The 20,491-nt window shown below is 49.1% G+C and carries 4 protein-coding genes; 1 reads left to right on the top strand and 3 read right to left on the bottom strand.

Annotated features, from left to right (window positions below):
• Positions 1-68: 68 nt before the first annotated feature.
• From QUA78_RS00570 to QUA78_RS00560, 3 genes are all read right to left on the bottom strand, one after another.
• Positions 69-3,341: an amino acid adenylation domain-containing protein gene (locus tag QUA78_RS00570; protein WP_333299697.1), complete on the bottom strand. Its 3,273-nt coding sequence runs from the start codon at positions 3,339-3,341 to the stop codon at positions 69-71.
• Position 3,342: 1 nt separating this feature from the next.
• On the bottom strand, positions 3,343-8,031 hold the full coding sequence (locus QUA78_RS00565; RefSeq protein ID WP_445302322.1) for an amino acid adenylation domain-containing protein: 4,689 nt from the start codon (positions 8,029-8,031) through the stop codon (positions 3,343-3,345).
• A 101-nt stretch (positions 8,032-8,132) separates the two neighbouring features.
• Positions 8,133-16,709, bottom strand: a complete 8,577-nt coding sequence (locus QUA78_RS00560; protein ID WP_333299695.1) for an amino acid adenylation domain-containing protein — start codon at positions 16,707-16,709, stop codon at positions 8,133-8,135.
• 917 nt (positions 16,710-17,626) lie between these two features.
• Here QUA78_RS00560 and QUA78_RS00555 point away from each other — a divergent pair.
• Positions 17,627-20,422, top strand: a complete 2,796-nt coding sequence (locus QUA78_RS00555; protein ID WP_333398493.1) for a TonB-dependent receptor domain-containing protein — start codon at positions 17,627-17,629, stop codon at positions 20,420-20,422.
• The last annotated feature ends 69 nt before the right edge of the window (positions 20,423-20,491 follow it).

The following is a 20,491-nucleotide window of genomic DNA, read 5'->3' as shown; positions in this document are numbered from 1 at the left end:
AATCTTCAATTCCCCACCGAACCCTTAATGAACAAAGGGCTTTTTGTGTTTTTTTAGCCACCCGATGTTTACTCAGCCACCATCACAGTTGGTGCTGACTCTCCATCACTCTTTTCTAAGAGATCGAGCAATTCATCTATCTGGTTAGCATCGGCGTTTGCCAGAATTTCTTCCTCTACCAGTTCAGCTAAATTCTGAATGGTGGGAGCGGCAAAAAAATCGCACAGCGCTAACTCTACCCCAAAGCACGATCGCACTCGCGATATTAACTGTGTTGCCATCAGAGAGTGACCGCCGAGGTCAAAAAAGTTTTGGTTAGTTCCTACTTTTTCTAGCCCTAAAAGAGCAGTCCAAATCTCAGCAATTGCTTCCTCTGTGGACGTTTGTGGCTCAGTGAAGGCTGTTTCATCAGAAACGTAATCGCACCTTTGAGATAAGGCGAGGCGGTCAATTTTTCCGTTGGGCGTTAGTGGCAGCGCATCTAATAGCACAAAAGCTGAAGGCACCATGTAATCGGGCAGTTTGTGCTTCAAGAATGAACGCAGTTCGGAAATAACTTCTGGGTACTGATTTCTGAACCCTGGGTTAGGAACTAAGTAAGCGACTAGGCGCTGACTGCCCGGTGCATTTTCCTGAAGCAAAACAGCAGCGGTGGACACAGAAGAATGTTGAGAAAGTGCTGCCTCTATTTCTCCGAGTTCGATGCGGAAACCGCGAATTTTTACTTGGCAATCGCCACGGCCCAGAAATTCTATATTACCATCCGGCAGGTAACAACCGATATCGCCTGTTTTGAACAAAACTTTTTGATGATAATTACCGAGAAAATCTAATTTTTCTGGCCCAAACGGGTTAGAAATGAATTTCTCCGAGGTTAATTCGGGGCTGTTTAAGTAGCCCTGTGCCAATCCATCACCGCTGACGTAAATCTCGCCGGGAATTCCTATCGGAACGGGTTGCAAATTGCGATCGAGCAGGTAAATTTGCGTGTTGGCGATCGGGCGACCGATTGGCACTTTCTCGACACAGTGAGTTGCATCGTACCACGTCACGTCCGCAGCTACTTCCGAAGAGCCATAAAGATTGATTAATACCCGCTGGGGCATCTGTTCTCGAAATTGCTGGCAAAGTTCCAGCGGCAGAGTTTCTCCGCTGCAAATCCAATATTTTAATTGAGGCAAGCGCCTGTCTAAATCAGGGAAGGAATCTAAGATAGCGCGCAACAAAGAAGGAACCAGCACCAGTCGGGTTACATTTTGCTTTGATAAGGTTTGAAGGAATTGGTTAATATCTTTGACGGCTCGATCGGGAACAATCACAGTGGGCAACCCATGCAGCAAAGGAGCAAAGATTTCCCAAACCGAATCGACAAAATTTAAGGACGTTTTTTGACAGCAAATATCTGCTTCGATAAAAGGGTAGGGGTTCCAAAAACAGCGATTGACTGTGCCTCGGTGGGTGCCGAGTACGCCTTTGGGAGTGCCTGTCGAGCCGGAAGTGTAGAGGACGTAAGCGAGGTTTTCAGCTTCCACTTTAACAGCGGGGTTGCGATCGCTCTCGCGGGAAATTTCCTGCCATTCGGCGTCGATACAGACGACTTTAGCGCTGTGTTCGGGGAGGGTTTCTAAGAGGTTTTTTTGAGTCAAAAGCACCGGAACTTTTGCGTCGGCTAGCATGAAGGAGCGGCGTTCTTGGGGATAAGCAGGATCGAGAGGAACGTAAGCGGCACCGACTTTTAAAATGCCCAAAATAGCCACCAGCATGGACAGCGATCGCTCTAAGCAAATTCCCACCAAAACTGCGGGTTTTACACCTAGAGATTGCAGGTAATGCGCGATTTGGTTGGCTTTGGCATTCAATTCGCGGTAAGTCAATCGTTCATTTTCGCAAATTGCAGCCACTGCATCTGGGGTTCGCTCTGTTTGCGCTGCAAATAATTCGTGAATTGAGGAATTTTTGGGATAATCCGCTTGGGTGTCGTTCCACTGGACAAGTAATTGCTGGCGTTCGGCGGCGCTCAATAGGGGCAATTCTGACAGTTTCCGCTCAGGATTGGCAGTCATTCCCTCTAGTAAAGTTTGCAGGTGTGCGAGCATTCGCGCTATCGCACTTTCCTCAAAGCAGTTACGATCGAAAATAATTTTCAGCGTCAATTCCGCACCCGGCATCGCCATCACCGTTAGAGGATAATTCGTTGTTTCCAAAGAGCGAATATTCTCTACTTTTAAGTTGGGAATTTTCTCCTGCAAAGAAGCATCCAAAGGATAATTTTCAAAAACGACCAAACTCTCAAATAGAGGCAAACTCCGAGGAACTTCGCTCCACCCCTGCACCTCAACGAGGGGGCTGTACTCATACTGTCGCGCCTCAACTTGTTGCGCTTGGAGTTCTTTCAAGCAGGATAAAATAAAATCCTGTGGGTCAATTTTTACGCGCACTGGCAGAGGATTTACGAACAGTCCCACTACCGATTCAGCACCCATTAACTCTGGCGGTCGCCCGGAGACAACCGTACCAAAAACCACATCTTCCTCGCCGCTGTATCGGCTCAAAAGTAGCGCCCAAGCTGCCTGTACGAGGGTATTTAATGTTAGCTGATGCTGCCGCGCGGCAGATTGCAGTGCGGCGGTGGCTGTTGCAGAAAATATCACCTGCTGTTCGCCACTACTTTCTAAACGGTTTCCCGCGACAATATTGCCCCGGGCGATCGCAGTTGGAGCTGCAAAACCTTTGAGAGTTTGCCGCCAAAATGACTCAGCCGCAGATAAATCTTGCTGGTGCAGCCACGCGATGTAATCCCGATAAGGGCGAGGGCGTTTGAGGTGCAATTCCTCGCCCTGGGAGAAGGCTTGATAAAAACCAAAAACTTCCTCAAGAACGATCGCCAGCGACCACCCATCTAAAACTAAGTGGTGGTGGCTCAAAATAAACTGAAAAGTATCTGCTCCTAACTGCGCTAGTGCAATGCGAATTAAGGGAGCTGATGTCAAGTCAAAGCCCTGTTCTCGATTGACTTTTAGGAACGTTTCTAGCTGCTGTTGTTGTTCGGAAGCAGACAGCGATCGCCAGTCCATCTGCTGCCAAGATAATGCAGCCTGCTTACGCACCGCTTGCACGGGTTCTTTCAAATTTTTCCACACGAAACAAGTCCGCAAAATGGGATGCCGCTCTACAACTTTTTGCCAACTATTTCTAAACGCAGAAACATTGAGATCGCCGCGCAAGACGCACAGCAGTTGCCCGAAATATACGCCCGATTCTGGCTGGTAAAGGGAATGAAAGAGAATGCCCTGCTGCGCTGGGGAGAGGGGATAAAAATCTTCGATATTGCCTTTTGTCATATTAAAGCTCTGCCAAAATTGCGGTAATGTTGTCTAAATCGTCCTGGCTCCACTGGCTCCACTTAAACTCTGCAAAGTCAGAAGGAGTGCAGCCGCCGGCGTCCGGGGACTGACAGTATTTAATTAGCGATCGCAGCGATTCTATAAAGCCCGTTGCTAAATTTTCAATGCTTTCTCGTCGGTGAATGCTTTCGCTGTACGTCCAATCTAATTGCAGCTTGCCGCTGGCAATAAATCCGTTAATTTCCAGCAGGTAACGCCGATTTCCGCGCGGGCTGCGAAGGGGGCCACTAGGCTCGGAGGACAGCATTAATAAAGAAGATTTCGGCAGCACTTGGTCAAACTGTCCGAGATAATTAAAGCTTACCTCAGCTTGCGGCAATTTGTGCATTTTTTTAGAAATTTCTGGGTTTAAATATCGTAGAACACCGCAGCCGATACCCCGATTTGGTACTGCGCGTAACTGCTCTTTCACTGATTTGAGGGCAGAGCCGAGATCCGAATGTTTTTCTAAATTTAACAAAACGGGAAAAACTGCTGTAAACCAGCCGATTGTGCGCGACAAATCTACTCTTTCAAATATATCTTCGCGCCCGTGACCTTCTAAGTCAAGTAAAAGTGAGTTGTTGCCTGTCCAGCGTTCAAAGGCTTGAGCTAAACCAGTTAGCAATACATCATTAATTTGAGTGCGGTAAGCGGCAGGTACTTCTTGCAGGAGCAGTTTTGTTTCTTCAACACTCAAAGCAACAGATACTGTCTTTTCACATGCAACTAAATTGGCTGCGTGTGGGAAATCCACCGGCAAGCGAGAAATTGGTTGGTGACAAAGGGCGAACCAGTAATCGAACTCTCCCTGCAATTCGGGCGATCGCGCCCACTCATGCAAGCGTTCTGCCCACTGCTTAAATGAGGTTGTTTTGGGCGGGAGCGCGACTGTTTCGCCGCGGCTAATCTGCTCATAAGCTGTCTGGAAATCCTCAATTAAAATTCGCCACGAAACCCCATCAACCGCTAAGTGATGAATGGCCAACAACAAGCGATTTGGCTGATGTTTGCCCAAGTCAAATAGGGCAGCGCGAAGTAATGGCCCTTCTGACAAATTCAAACTGGCTTGCAACTGAGTGGCGGCGGTTTGGAAAGCGGCTTCTCGCTGCTCTGGAGGTAGCGACGACAAATCAATGGAGGTAAACGGAGCAACCTCGTCGGGATTGGCGAGCTCCTGCAGCCAGCCAGATTCTCCTCCTGCAAAGCGCAGGCGCAGCGCGTCGTGGTGCTTCAGCAATTCCTGCAAAACTGACTCAATTAATGCAGGTTCGAGAGGTTGCCGCAACTCTAAAAGCACCGCCTGATTCCAGTGGTGCGGATCGGAGAGATTTTGCTCGAAAAACCAGTGCTGAATCGGCGTCAGAGGAACTTCGCCAGTGATTAATCCCTGTTCCGATTGTTGGGTCTGATATGTATCGGCGACGGTGGCTAACTGTGCAATGGTTTGGTGTTGAAACAGTTGTTTAGGAGTGAGCCGCAACCCCGCTTTATTGGCTTTAGAAATGACTTGAATGCTGAGGATAGAATCGCCGCCCAATTCAAAGAAATTGTCGTCAATTCCCACTTGTTCTAACCCCAATACTTGCGCCCAAATTTCCGCTAGAATTTTTTCAATAGCTGTGCTTGGCGCGGCGAATGCCTCTTCGAGTTCTGGACGATCGCGATCGGGTGCGGGAAGCGCTTTGCGATCGACTTTGCCGTTGTTTGTTAAAGGCAGCGCTTCCAGCGTCACGAAAGCAGCAGGCACCATGTATTCCGGCAATTTTTCTTTCAGAAAGCAGCGCAGTTCGTGAATCAGTATTGAATGCTTATTTTGTGCTGCTGAGTTAGCAATGATATAAGCTACCAAGCGCTTATCTCCCGGTACATCTTCTCGCACTATAACTACAGCCTGCGCCACATCGAGATGTTGTCCTAGCGCTGCTTCAATTTCTCCCAATTCGATGCGAAAACCGCGCACTTTTACTTGGTAGTCAATTCGTCCCAAGTATTCAATATCGCCATTTGGCAGATAGCGAGCTAAGTCTCCCGATTTGTACAACCGCGCTGTCAAACTGTCATTAAAGGGGTTTGGAATAAACCGATCGGCCGTTAATTCTGGCTGATTGAGATAGCCCCGCGCGACGCCAGCACCACCAACGTAAATTTCCCCAGGGATGCCGATCGGAACGGGTTGGCAGTTGCGATCTAGCAGGTAAACTTGCAAGTCAGGAATTGGACGGCCAATAAGGCTGGCATTTTTACTTAAATCAGCGGCCGTCAGCGGCCGATACGTGACGTGGACAGTTGTTTCTGTAATGCCATACATATTGACAAGTTGGGGGTGCCGATCGCCGTGCCGATCGAACCAAGGTTTTAAGCTTTGCAAGTCTAAAGCTTCCCCGCCAAAAATTACTAAGCGCAGGCTTAAATCTTCGCCAATTCCGGCAGATTCTTCTGTCTTTATCAATTGGTAAAATGCAGAAGGAGTTTGGTTGAGAACTGTGACTCGTTCTTTGCATAGCAAGCTGTAAAAATCTTGGGGCGATCGGCTGACTGAATAAGGTACGATCGCGAGTCGCCCGCCGTAGAGTAAAGCGCCCCAAATTTCCCAGACTGAGAAGTCAAAGGCATAAGAGTGAAACAGCGTCCACACATCTTGCTCGTTGAAGTTGTACCGCGACTGGGTAGCAGCAAACAGGCGGACGACGTTTGAGTGAGGAACTAAAACGCCTTTGGGGATGCCAGTTGAGCCAGAAGTGTAGATGATATAGGCGAGATTTTCGGCAGTGGTGCCGCTGGCGGGATTTTCTTTGCTGTGTTGGGAGAAAGCACTTTTATCCGCATCGAGGCAAACGATTTTGGCGCTGCATTTGGGAAGGGTTTGCAACAATTTTTCCTCAGTCAGCAGCACATTTACCTGCGCGTCTTCGAGTATAAAAGCAAGGCGATCGCGAGGGTTGGCTGGATCGAGCGGAACGTAAGCGCCCCCGGCTTTTAAAGTTCCGAGAATACCGACAATTGTATCGAGCGATCGCTCCGTACAAATTCCCACCAAAACTTCTGGTTTTACACCGAGTTGTTGCAGGTAATGCGCGAGTTGATTCGCTCGTTCATTCAGCTCGCGGTAGGTGAGTTTTTGCTCTTCAAATACGACTGCAATGGCATCGGGAGTTCGCTCGACCTGCGCTTCAAACAATTGGTGAATACAGCGATCGCTCGAATAATCGGCGCGGGTGTCATTCCACTCTACTAATAACTGATGCCGCTCTTTTTCTCCCAGCAACGGTAGCTCTTCAATCCGCCGTTCTGGGTGGGCAGCTATGCCCTCCAGCAACGTGAGAAAATGCCCCGCCATCCGCCTAATAGTTACCGCATCAAATAAATCGGTACTGTATTCAAACTGACCGCTAATTTCTTCCTGCTTTTCTTCTAAATACAGCGTTAAGTCCACTTTTGCTGTCTGATTTTCAACAGCTAAAAGAGTGAGATTGAGTCCGGCTATTGATTCTGCCGCAACAGGTGGAGTTTGCAAAACAAAAGCAACTTGGAACAGTGGATTGTAGCTCAAATTTCGCTCGGGTTGCAACTCTTCAACCAGTTTCTCAAACGGCAAATCCTGGTGAGCGTAAGCTTCTAAATTCACCTCCCGAATGCGAGCGAGCAACTGCCGAAAAGTGGGCTCACCTGACAAATCAGTTCGCAATACCAAAGTATTGACAAAAAACCCGATTAGCCCTTGAATTTCGGCTCGGTTGCGGTTGGCGATGGGAGAGCCAACGGGGATATCTGCCTGTCCTGTATAGCGATAGAGCAACGTTTTAAAGGCTGCTAGCAGCGTCATAAACAGGGTGACATTTTCCTGGCGGCTGAGCTTTTTGAGGGCTGACCCTAGCGTTCTGGGGATGAGCAATGATTCTTTCGCACCCCGATAGGTTTGCACGGGGGGACGGGGGCGATCGGCTGGCAATTCCAGCAAGGGGGGAGCGCCACTGAGCTGCTTTTTCCAGTAGTTAAGTTGAGTTTGCAAGCGATCGCCCGCAAGCCATTCCCGCTGCCAAATAGCAAAATCGGCGTACTGTATGGAAAGTTCGGGAAGTGGGGATGGTTTGCCAATCGCAAACGCTTCGTAAAGTGCTGCTAATTCTTGCAGAAAGACTCCGATTGACCAGCCATCAAAAATAATGTGGTGTAGCGTCAGCAGCAAGACAGATTCCTCAGCATCTAACTGTAGCAAACTAGCTCGCAACAGCGGTCCTTTGGTTAAATCAAAAGGTTTGCTAGCTTCTTCTGCAGCCAGTTGTTTTACTTTTTCTTCTCGCTCAGTTTCCGCCAATTGTTGCAGGTCTAAAACTTGCAGCCCGAAATTAAAATTCTCACCAACCACCTGCACGGGTTGACCGTCTACAGTGGCAAATGTCGTCCGTAAAGCTTCGTGACGGCGCACAATTTCCTTAAAACTTAGCTCTAGCACTACTACATTTAGCCTGCCTTTTAGTAACACAGCCGCCGGAAGGTTGTAAAAAGGGTTTCCCGGTTCAAATTGGTCAATAAACCACAGTCTTTGCTGGGCAAAAGAGGTGGGAAATGCAAATACTTCTTCTTCCGAAGTATTTGCCGAGTCGCGAGTATCTGTTGGAGGTTTTTCGGAAAAATGCACCGTCATTGGATTAGTAACTGGTAATTGGTAATTGGGATTGCCGCCGATATTTAGGGATTGGTTATGAGTTATTGGCGGCAATCCCATGACTCATCACTGATTTGTGCTTAGCGCAAAGATGACAGTTTCATGCGGTACGCCGATCGCGAAACAGGCGCGATCGCGGGTTCTTCAACAGCCGCATTTTGGTTTTTGGCTTCAGAAATCTTTTCTGCAAGTACGGCGAGCGATCGTCCTGCAAAAATATCGCACAAAGGCAATTCTAGGTGACTATATTCTCGTACCTTTGCTGCTAATTGAATTGCCAGCAGCGAATTTCCTCCTAGTTCAAAAAAGTTATCGGCAATGCTTAACTGTTCGATGCCGAGAACCTCACAGCAAATTCTCGCTAACATTGCCTCAATAGGGGTGCGCGGTGCCACAAAAATCTTTGCTTCTGGAATTGTGGCATCCGGTTCGGGCAGAGCCTTGCGGTTAACTTTGCCGTTCGCCGAAAGCGGCAGCGCGTCCAGAATTATAAATGCAGAAGGCACCATATAATCTGGCAGTTTTTCACTCAGAAATTGGCGCAATTCTTCAAGCGCAAGGATAGCATTTTGTTGGGGAACAATATATGCTACTAAGCGCTTTTGACTGTGATTTTCTCCGAATGCGGTGACAATGGATGCTTTGACTGCTGGGTGCTCGTTCAAAGCAGCTTCAATTTCTCCTGCTTCGATGCGGAATCCTCGAATTTTAAGGCGGAAATCTTCTCGCCCTAAAAATTCGATATTGCCGTCAGGGAGGAAGCGCCCTAAATCTCCCGTTCGGTACAAGCGATCGCCCGTGACGGGGTGCGTGAGGCAACTGGCGCGAGTTTTTTCTTCATTCCGCCAGTATCCTTTTGTCAGTCCAACTCCGGCACAGCACATTTCGCCGGCAACCCAGACGGGACAGTCTTCTAGCCTTTCATTCAAAATGTAATAGCGTGTATTGGCGATCGGCGATCCGTAGGGAATGCTCTTCCAAGAAGGGTCAACCGTTTCTACCGGATACCAAATATTCCAAAGGGTAGTTTCGGTTGGCCCGCCGACGCTGACAACTCGGCATCCTTTGACGATCGCCCTTAACCTCTCAGGCAGTGTGACTGGTATCCAGTCTCCGCCGAGAAACGCCCAGCGCAAGCACTCCGGCAACACCTCTGAACGTCCGGCAGCGTAATCGAGCAGCATTTCCATCATCGGGGGAACCGAGTTCCAAATGGTGACGCGCTCTTTTACCATCAATTGAACCCAGTGAGCGGGGTCTAGCCGTTGTGCGGCATCGGGAATGACGATCGCTCCTCCGGCTGCTAGGATGCCGAAGATATCGTAAACCGACATATCGTGGTGCAGTGCGGTGACTGCGATCGCGCGATCGCACTCGGCCACATTAAACACTTGGTTGGTCTGAGCGATCGCATTGACTGCACCGCGGTGCGCGATCGCCACGCCTTTCGGCAAGCCAGTTGAGCCGGAAGTATAAATCACATACGCTAAATCTTCCGGTTCCTGCACCGACTCCAAAGCTTCGCTGCTTTCGGCAGCCAATTCGTCAGTATCAAGACAAATTCGCAGCACATTTTCCGGCCATTCCAATCGTTGATTTAACTGAGATTGTGTCAAAACAATCTCAACTTCGCCATTTTCCAGCAAATACCAAATCCGCTCTTTTGGCAGCGCCGCATCGATAGGCAAATAAGCAGATCCAGAGGCTAGAATTCCCAGGACAGCGACGATTTGCTCCCATCCTTTTTCCATGACGACGGCAACCAACTGGTTAGGGCGAGCTCCCAGCTTCCGCAAGCGATGACCGACTTGATTCGATCGCAGATATAGTTCCTCGTAGGTGAGGGTGCGCGTTGAAGTAATCACGGCGGGTTCGTGCGATCGCGACGCGACTTTCTCAGCAAACAATTCGTGCAGCAATACATCGGGAATGGATGCCTCAATGCTATTAGTAAAGGCTTGCTGAAACTGCACCGTTTTCTGCCAAGTTTCCTCTTCATTGGCGAGGCTTTGCAATAGGCGGCAATAGGCGTCAAACATATCGTCAATCATCCCTGGCGGGAAGAGTTCTTCCACCGCATCCCAGCTAAAAGAAAGGCCGTCAGCAGTTTCGGTAAATTGCGCGTCGATCCAAACTTGCGGAGTTTGACCGATGATGTGAACCAATTCTCCCAATTCTTGAATGAGAGAGAAGATAGAGGAATCTTCCCCAGGCGCGTTTTGCGGATCGATCGTAAATACGACCGGCATCAGCGCGGCGGTTGTCCCTTGTGCTTGAGCGAGTTCTCGCAAAACGCGCACGCCGCTGACATATTGGTGTTCTAAATCTTGCCAAAGTTGTTCTTGCAATCGCTTGGCTCGTACTTCAAAACTTTCTTGCTTTGAGTTATCTATTTCTAGCAGAGTAAATGAGGCAAATTCTCCAATAATCTCCTCAACTTGAGGATGCAAAGGCAACCGATTAAAGCGCGGCACGTTGAGGGTAAACCGAGGCGTTTTGCTCCACAGAGACAGAACCTCCGCATAGGCAGCGAGCAATAAACCCGTAGGAGTGAGGCTGGCGCGAGCTGTGCGCGTTTTGAGTCGCTGCCAGGTTGGCAAGTCTAGGCGATCGCTCCAGCGTTTAAATCGCGGCTGCGTTAAGGAATTCGGGTGTTTGGCGAGGGGCAATTCCGGCGCTGGTGGCAGGGTTTTGAGGCGAGTTCGCCAGTAATCTAAGGATTGCTGGTAAAATTGGGAGTTTTCTAAGGCGATCGTTGCTAAAACGCAATCGCGGAAAGATAGTAGCAAGGGCGCGATCGCAGTATTGGGATTGCGGTAAAACTTTACCAAATCGCCAAACAAAATTTGAAAACTCCAGCCGTCTATGCACAAGGCGTCAATGCTGATGTGGAGCCGGGTGCGGCGCTTATTAATTTTGGAAGCGCAAATCTCGAACAGCGGCCAGCGATCGAGCGGCAGCACTTGGTGGGAAAGGCGATCGCGGATTGCTTCGAGTTGTTCGCCGGCAACCTCTGGAGCGAGCGATCGCAAATCCAAAACCTCAATTTTATAAGCGGGCACGTTTTCCAGAATTTGCTGCTGTCCGTTCGGCAGTACGATCGCCCGCAGCATATCGTGACGCTGTACAACTCGCTGCCACGCGAGGCTAAACCGCTCTAAATCTAACTCGTCGCTCTCAATTTCTACATAGCCGTGAATGGCAACATTGCCCATTTCAAAGAAGCTATTTCTCCCGATCCAGTACGCCTGCTGCATTTCATTGAGCGGAAATGGTTGGTAGCGATTTTGAGGATCGGGGGCGATCGCGGGCAGTGAAATCAGGGGTTCGGGCGACTGCTGGCTCTTAGCTTGTGCGATCGCAAGTGTCAGACTAGCGACTGTGGGGGATTGAAACAGACTGCGCAGCGATAGCTCAACTTGAAAGCGATCGCGCACCTTGGCAATCAGTTGAGTTGCCAGCAAAGAGTGACCTCCCAACTCAAAGAAATTGTCATTAATTCCCACCTGTTTTAAGCCGAGAACCTCAGCCCAAATCTCAGCTAATACTTGTTCTTCTAAAGTCTCAGGAGCGATAAAATCTGCCTCTGAACTGTTGGTGTCCGGCGCGGGAAAAGCTTTGAAATCTACCTTGCCGTTTGGCGTCAGTGGCATCGATTCCAAACACACAAAGCTAGCAGGAACCATATAATCGGGCAGTTGTCCCCGGAGAAAAGAGCGCAGATTTTTAATCAGTGCAGAGTTCCCAATGCTGAGTGCTGAGTTTAAAACAAGGTAGGCGATTAAGCGCTTTCCGCCTGAATCTTGATCACGCGCGAGAATTACTGCTTCTTGCACGTCTGGATGTTGGCTGAGTGCGGATTCGATTTCTCCTAACTCAATGCGGAAACCGCGAATTTTCACTTGGCGATCTGTGCGATCGAGAAATTCTAATTTGCCGTCGGGGAGATAGCGGACTAAATCGCCTGTTTTGTAAAGGCGATCGCCTTGGACGTTGCTAAAAAGATCGGGAATAAATTTTTCTCGATTCTGATCCGAACGGTTGATATATCCTCTGGCAACCCCCGCACCTCCGATATACAGTTCGCCGGGGACTCCGATCGGAACGGGTTGCAAATTAGCATCAAGTACATAGGTGCGGGCATTTGGAATTGGACGACCAATCGGGAAGGTTTTTGCGGAGTTTTTAACCGCAGAGGGCGCAGAGGGCGCAGAGGGGAGAGAAGAGGAGGAGGAAGAGGGGAGAGTGTCGCACCACGTGGCGACAATGGTTGTTTCTGTGGGGCCGTAAGTATTGACAAGTCGTACTTTTTCTGAAACGCACTTTTGCCACTGATTCAGGGATGCTGAAAGTGCGGTTTCTCCGCCAATAATTGTCAAGCGCACTGACGGGGGAAATTCTGATTTTTCGGCGCTGAGTCTGGCAGTTAATTCGCGCCAGTAAGCTGTCGGCAAATCTAAGACGGTGATTTGCCATTCCCGGCATTTTTGCAGGAAGGAAGAAATGCTGTCTAACATGGAATTTCCGCGCAGTACCAAAGTTGCGCCTCGCGTTAAACAGGGATAGATTTCTTCGGCGCTGGCGTCGAAGCTGAGGGAAGCAAATTGGAGAATGCGATCGCCTGCTTTAATGCCATATTCGACACTTGCAGCTTGGGTATAATTTGCCAAAGATGCGTGTTGAACCATCACTCCTTTTGGCTTGCCGGTAGACCCGGATGTATAGATGATATAAGCGAGGTTTTCTGGCAAAACGGCGCTCTCAGGATTTGACTTATTTTGTTGAGCGATCGTCTGCCATTCTGCATCCAAGCAAATCACAGAAATATTATTTTGGGCTGGCGTTTCTGCTTTTAATTCTGCTTGGGTCAGCAATACCCTAACTCCGGCATCTTCTAACATGAATGCGAGGCGTTCTTTAGCATATATGGGGTCGAGGGGCAAATAAGCGCCGCCTGCTTTTAATACGCCTAAAATCCCGACGATCGCATTGAGCGATCGCTCCATATAAATGCCGACTATCGCATCTGGTTTTAGGCCGAAAGAGTGCAGGTAATGTGCGAGTTGATTCGCGCGATCGTTCAGTTCTCGGTAGGTAAAACTTCGGCATTCAAGTTGCACGGCAACCGCATCAGGTGTTTTCATCACTTGCGATTCAAATAAGCGATGAATACAGGCATTTTGAAAGTTATTTGTTTTAGTATTATTCCACTCAAATAGAAGTTGCTCGCGTTCTGCTTCTGCAAGCATGGGCAAATCTGACAGTCGTGCGGAAGAGTTGGCAACAATGCTTTCTAATAAGTTCTGAAAGTGTCCTGCCATTCGCGCAATTGTGGTCGGTTTAAATAAGTCCAGGCTATATTCAAACCACCCTCTAATACCTGTTGCTGTGGCTTCTAAATCCAGGGTTAAATCGAAATTAGCTGTCCCGCTGTGAATCTGTTGGCAGTTCAGGCTTAAACCAGGCAATTCTAAGGCGAATTCAGAGGCATTTTGAAATGCAAACATCACCTGAAATAAAGGCGAGTGACTTAAATCTCGATTCGGCTGCAATTCTTCTACCAACTTCTCAAACGGTACATCTTGATGCGCGTAAGCGCCTAATGCAACCTCTCGCACTCGACTCAGCAACTCTCGAAAAGTGGGATTTCCGGTTAAGTCAGATCGCAGGACTAAAGTATTGACAAAAAATCCAATTAATGATTCGGTTTCGCTGCTGTTGCGGCTGGCAATTGGTGAACCGACGAGGATATCTTCTTGCCCCGTGTAGCGGTAAAGCAGCGTATTGAATGCGGCCAGCAAAGTCATAAATACAGTGGTTTTTTCGCGGCGACTCAATTGCCTAATTGCCTCGGTTAAGTGCTCTGGCAATTCAAATAATTGCCGACCTCCCTTGTAACTTTGAACAGCGGGACGAGAAAAGTCTGTTGGTAAATTTAGAACCGCTGCGCTGCCACTTAACTGCTGCTTCCAGTAAGTAAGTTGAGTTTCTAATATTTCTCCCTGCATTTGTTGGCGCTGCCAAGTTGCAAAGTCTGCATACTGAATTGGCAGCGGTGGAAGCGAGGCTAAATCCTTATTAATAAAGCCTTCATAAAATGCCACTATTTCCCCTAAAAATACGCCCAAAGACCACCCATCGAAAATGATATGGTGGGCGGATAAAAGCAGGGTATGTTCTGTTTCAGAGAGGCGCAGAAGTTTGGCACGGAGAAGATTTGGTTGAGTTAAATTAAAGGGTAACTGTGCTTCTTCTGCAGACAGTTTTTGCGCTTCTTTCTCGCGTTCGCCAGGGGAAAAATGGCTCAAATTTATCAGCGGTAATGGGAAACTTTTCGACTCAAAAATAACTTGTATCTGTTCTTTTTCCCCACCAGCAAACGCCGTTCTTAAAATCTCGTGTCGCTCGATAATTTTCTCAATACTTTGCCTGAGTGTTTCTGCATTTAGTTGTCCTGCGATCCGAACTGCACCGCAGAGGTTATAGAAGGGGTTTCCCGGTTCCAATTGGTCGAAGAACCACAAGCGCTCTTGGGCAAAAGACAGGGGGATGTTTTGTAGGCGAGAAACTGCCTGAATAGACGCAATTGTCGGCGCTTCTGCCAATCTTTCTAAAATTTTTGTTGTTAGTTGAGCAAGGCTTAATTCCTCGAATAAGTCTTCTATTGATAAAGCTATTTTGAGATCGGTTTCGAGCTGATTTTTTAATTCAAAAACCGCCAATGAATCGAAACCCAAGTTACTAAAAGCCTGTGCCGATGGGATTTGGGAAACGCTGACTTTCAGCACCCTCGCTACCTGCTGTCGCAAATAGATTTCTAACTGTGCCTGCCGTTGTTCTAACTCGGCTGTCAGCAGAATTTCTCGCGTGAGTTGATTCTCGATTTCCACCGCATCAGCTAACTCTAAAACGCTAATGGCGACAACTTCCAAGTTGCCATCTAGAAACTCGGCGCGGGCGGCGCGCCGTTGAATTTTGCCGCTGGTGGTTTTGGGAATGCTTCCGGGCTTAATCAGCACCACTCCATAAACTTGCACTTCATATTCTTCAGCAATGCGGTCGCGGATGGCGCTGATAATTTCCTCGGCATTATCCGGCGCTTTGCGAGATTCTAATTCTGGCACGATAACGAGGTGTTCTTCGCCTGCGACTTCCAGCGAGAATGCCGCGATCGCCCCCGGCCGCAAACTGGGATGGCTGCGCTCTGCTGTTCTTTCTATATCTTGGGGGTAAAGATTGCGACCTCGGATGATAATCATATCTTTTAGTCGCCCTGTAATAAACAGTTCTCGATCGCGTAAAAAGCCTAAATCTCCAGTTCGCAAAAATGGCCCTTCGCTGGTATCTGAAAGATATGCTTGAAAGGTTTTTTCTGTCTCTTCTGGGCGATTCCAATAGCCTCGCGCAACTGTTTCGCCAGCTACCCAAATTTCTCCGACTTCCTGCGGCTGGCACTGCGTCAGAGATTCGGGATTGACGATCGCAACTTTAGTGCCAAATTCAGGGAAACCGCAGCCGACTAAAGTTCTCGCGCCACGATCGCCTTCGACAACTTCTACAATGTGATTATTTTCCAGCGCCCCAGCGTCAACAGGTAAGAAAGTCGGTGTTGTCCCGCTGCGAACCGTGGCAATTTTTAGCGTGCTTTCTGCCATTCCGTAAGCAGGACAAAAGGCATCCGCCTGAAAACCGCAGGGCTCAAAAGCTTTGGTAAATCGCTCTAGGGTTTCTTTGTGGATCGGTTCTGCGCCGTTATAGGCCACGCGCCAACTACTCAAGTCGAGCATTTTTTGCCCATCGCCCAAGATTTTGCTGATTTTGCTAGCGCACAAGTCGTAAGCAAAATTTGGCCCGCCGCTGTGGGTAGCTTTGTAACGCGAAATCGCTTCCAACCAGCACATCGGGTTCTGAATAAACGCCGCTGGCGGCATGAAGTAAGAGGGAATTCCCAGATACAAAGGTTTGAGCAATCCGTCAATTAACCCCATGTCGTGAAACGGGGGAAGCCACGTTACCGCAACGCTTTCGGCATCGTGGTTAAAGCCTTGATGAATGTATTCGATGTTGTACAAAACGTTTGCGTGGCTCACCATTACGCCTTTGGGGGTGGAGGTTGAGCCGGAAGTGTACTGAAGATAAGCCACGGAGTCGGGATGGATGGGTGGCTGCTGCCACTTTTCGCCGTCATCGGAAAGCTCCTCTGCACTCAGCCAGCGCATCGCTTTGAGTTCCGGCGCTTGCTCGCATAGCTGCTCTAAATTTTCCAGGTGTCGCGCGGGAGCGATCGCAACTGTTGCTCCTGCATCTTTGGCGATCGCGCTAATTTTGGCTAAATTCCGCTTCAGCTTCGGCGGATAGAGGGGAACCGCGATCGTTTTGGCGTACAAACATCCAAAAAAGGCGGCGAGATAGTCCAGTCCTGGCGGGAAAAGCAGTAAGGCTCGTTCGCCAGTGAACCCCAAAGTCTGAAGTCGCACGGCGTGCGATCGGGCGATCGCGTCTAACTCTCGATAAGTCAAACTGGCGGTTTCAGTTTTTCCGTCTAACAGAAATGTATATTTCTGCTCTGGTTGGTGTAGCGCTCTGTTTTGTAGGAGTTCTACTAAAGTCGTACAACTTTCGGTGAGTTGGTTTCCCTTAATGCTTGCGTCACTCATCGCTTCTTTTTACCTATAAATCTTGTTTGCAGTACGCCAACCAGTTCCGCCAAATTCTTTCCACATATAGCGGTTCTCAAGCGTGGTGAGGTATGGGGGCGAGTCCTATGCCCGATGCCCGATGCCCGATGCCCTATGCCCTATGAGCACCTCATGTTACTGATAAAGGCTATAGACTTTCTGTGAACAGTTGTCGGGCGTTACGAGTCTCCCATCAGCGCCTTTGAGTCTTCAATTCGGGTATTAGCGCTTGTTTTCACGTTTTTTTGTCGATCGCGCTGTTCGGCAATGGCTCCGGGGCGCTTTTCAGTCCGAGCCAGCTTCGATATCGGCTTCAGGGGCTTTACGGCTATCGACTTTAAGCATACTATGCTAGATGATATTTATTGTCAAGAGTAGTTGAGATAATTTCTTGACTCCTATCATCGCCTATATGACAATTTTTCTAACTCTTGCCATAGGATTTTAGGAGATTTTTTGTCTAGCCCTGACAAGCAACCATAATAGGCAAGTGGTGTCCAACTAGATAGAGGGGTGAGACCCCCTATCTTTAAAATGCAATAAGTTTTCATTAGTTAACTCTTGACAGATGCAAGTGCTCTGTTATCTAATTAAGGCACTTTCTCATTAAGCGCCCAGCGACTACTTCCTTTAACCGAGGAATGTGCCAACCGTGGTCGATCGTCCAGAGCGCCACCGGACTGAGGAATTCGCCCTCACGCGCCTGCTGTGTTCCCAGACAAATGCCACTAGCGACAAGAGAATCGGATCGAACTGCGCCCGACAACTGGGCCGGATCTTCCGCAGGTCAGTTTTAGGAGCCAGAGAAGAGCAGCAACGCTCTCACTCACACATTTTGTTGTGCAAGCAACGCAAACCACATATCCGAAGTTCCATTAATTGTTGATTCAAGAGTAATGAATAGATCGCAGAAATTACTAAGTAGCCTTGGGCTGGCAGGAGTCGTGTCGGCGGTAGTCGCTCAGTCGGCGTGCGCTTCCAACATCGCGCAGGTGACGGCCGTTCGCCTCAACCCCACGTCAGAAGGCATCGAAATCATCCTAGACACTGAAGATGGAAGACCCCTGCAAGTCTTCAGTACCAGCTTTGGCGAAACTTTACAAGCTGATGTCATCACCGCTCAACTGCGACTACCGGGGGGAAATGAGTTTCGTCAAGACAAGCCTGCTGCCGGAATTGCTTCTGTCACCGTTACTCGTTTAGATAACAACAGCATCCGAATCAAAGTCATTGGCGAGAGGGGTCAACCAGTGGCACGGGTGATTCCTAACGCTGCGGGTCTGATTCTCAGCTTAAAACCCACCTCGGAGATGACTGCTCGCCCGCCTGCACCGGCTCCTACAACACAGCGGCCGGGGACACCCGGAGAACCCTTGCCACCGACAGGGCAGCCGGTAGAGATACCCGCAGAACCCTTGCCACCGACAGCGCAGCCACCAGGGACACCCGGAGAACCCTTACCGCCTACAGCGCAGCCACCAGGGACACCCGGAGAACCCTTGCCCCCTACAGCGCAGCCACCAGGAACGCCCGGAGAACCCTTGCCCCCTACAGCGCAGCCACCAGGGACGCCACCGCGGCCACCCGCTATAACGCCACAGGTGGGGAGAGACCCGATTGAAATCGTCGTCACTGCAACACGAACCGCAGAAAGAGTGACAAACGTGCCGCGCTCTATAACGGTGATAGACTCAGAAGAAATTCAGCAGGAGACAGGGGCATCGAGAAATGTCGGGGAAGCTCTGGCAAATCAGGTTCCCGGTTTTGCGCCCCCGACTCAAAGTACTAGCACTTATGGACAAACTTTGCGGGGTCGCGACGTTTCCGTTCTGATTGACGGCGTGCCGCAAACGACCAATCTTCAATCTTTTGGCAGAGAATTTAGAAACATAGATCCCAGCGCGCTCGAACGCATTGAAGTAGTGCGGGGGTCTACCGCCATCTACGGCGCTCAGGCTACAGGTGGCGTGATTAATATCATTACTCGTCGGCCAACTGAGGAAAGGCTAACTGCTGTTACTGAAGTGGGCGTCAGTAGCGCTTTAACAAACACAGAAGATGCTCTAGGCTTTAACGCTCAGCAGACGATTTCTGGCCGAACAGGCAATTTCGATCTGACCGGCACTGTCTCGCTCTCTAGAAGTGGGGCTTTTTACGATGCCAAAGGCGATCGCATTCCCTTTTTTGAACTCGGCGGCGATAGCAGCACCCTCTTCAACGTCATGGGCAAAGTCGGGGTAGATTTGAGCAGCCAACAGCGGCTGCAACTAACTGTCAATCACTATCGGGAAACCCAAGATCCCAATGTGATCCCAGACTTTAGGGTTGACGACCAGGAAGGACGGCAAAAAGCCCGCGCCATCCGAACCGGAAATTTGGATATCGACGGGGAAACACCGGGAAATAAAAGTACACAGGTCAACCTAAGTTACACCAACCAAAACCTTTTTGGCAGCAGCCTTCAAAGTCAAATCTACTATCGAACGAATTCCAATTCAGGCGTTCCTTCAGATTACCGCACGTCCGAGTTCTTTGGTCCGTTTGTCGGCGTTGCTCGTTCGCGAGCCGAGAACGAACAGATAGGAGGCAGACTGGCGATCGCCACTCCTTTATCCCGTGCCGAAAATCTTCGATTAACTTGGGGTTCTGACTATGTTACTGAAGATAGCAGACAGCGTTTCGACTTGTACGACCCGGATAGATTTGACACAAGTGGGGGCAGGGTTTACCGGAAAATCTCCGAGCGTCCTTTCGTTCCTCCTTACACTTACAACAGCCTTGGCCTTTTCGGTCAATTGGAATGGAATATTGACGATATCGTCATTCTAAGTGGCGGGTTACGTCACGAACGCATCGGGTTAGAAGTCAATGATTATACCACTTTTAACGATCGCCAGATCCAAGGAGGCGATCGCAAATTTAACGCCACCCTATTTAATACAGGGGCTGTGTATAAACTAAATGACAACTTCAACATATTTGGCAACTTTTCTCAAGGTTTCTCAGTTCCAGATTTCGGCCGCATTCTCCGCGAACCCCCCGACAATTTTGTCGGAATTGAATCTTCGTTAGAAGTAACTCAACCGCAAAAAGTCAACAACTACGAAATTGGCATTCGAGGAGGGTGGCCATCCGTGCAAATGTCGCTTGCCGCTTTTTACAATACCTCCGATTTAGGAGTGAGTTTTCAACCAGTTGGCAACACAGGCCGCCTGGAACTAAAGCGCGCCCCAGAACGCATTTACGGCTTAGAAGGGACTGTGGATTGGCAACCTGGACGAGCATGGTCGCTCGGCGGTACTGCTACTTATATTCAAGGCGAATCAGAGGAGAATAAGGGCAGTTACATCGCCCTCGATAGCAGCCGAATTCCACCGCTCAAGCTAACAGCTTATGTTCAAAACGAAACTTTGCCGGGATGGAACAATCGGTTACAGTTATTATATTCTGGAAATCGCGATCGGGCTTTCAAAGACGGCTCGGATGGTGGCCCAATTAGCAGCTATCTCACAGTGGATTACATCAGCGCGGTTGAAATTGGCTCTGGGCTGCTACAAGTCAAAGTTGAGAATTTATTGAATAATCAATATTTTCCCGTGATCTCCCAATACTTCGCTGGATTTGGCGCGGACAGCTCTAATTATGCAGGGAGAGGTTTAACTCTCAGCATTAATTACCGCCTTAACTGGTAATTATTTATCGGCTGGGGATTTCATGCTGATGAAAAAGTAGGAACTTGCGAGGAAAGCGGTGGCCGCCTC

Origin of the sequence: Microcoleus sp. K4-B3 (genome assembly GCF_036704615.1) — a bacterium.
Lineage (GTDB): Bacteria > Cyanobacteriota > Cyanobacteriia > Cyanobacteriales > Microcoleaceae > Microcoleus.
The sequence above is the reverse complement of the archived record's forward strand: the minus strand, read 5'-3'. Positions and strand labels throughout refer to the sequence as shown.

Bases quoted from the DNA above. Each gene is read 5' to 3' on its own strand.
- QUA78_RS00570 (WP_333299697.1), bottom strand. From the start codon at position 3,341: ATGACAAAAGGCAATATCGAAGATTTTTATCCCCTCTCCCCAGCGCAG.
- QUA78_RS00565 (WP_445302322.1), bottom strand. From the start codon at position 8,031: ATGACGGTGCATTTTTCCGAAAAACCTCCAACAGATACTCGCGACTCG.
- QUA78_RS00560 (WP_333299695.1), bottom strand. From the start codon at position 16,709: ATGAGTGACGCAAGCATTAAGGGAAACCAACTCACCGAAAGTTGTACG.
- QUA78_RS00555 (WP_333398493.1), top strand. From the start codon at position 17,627: ATGAATAGATCGCAGAAATTACTAAGTAGCCTTGGGCTGGCAGGAGTC.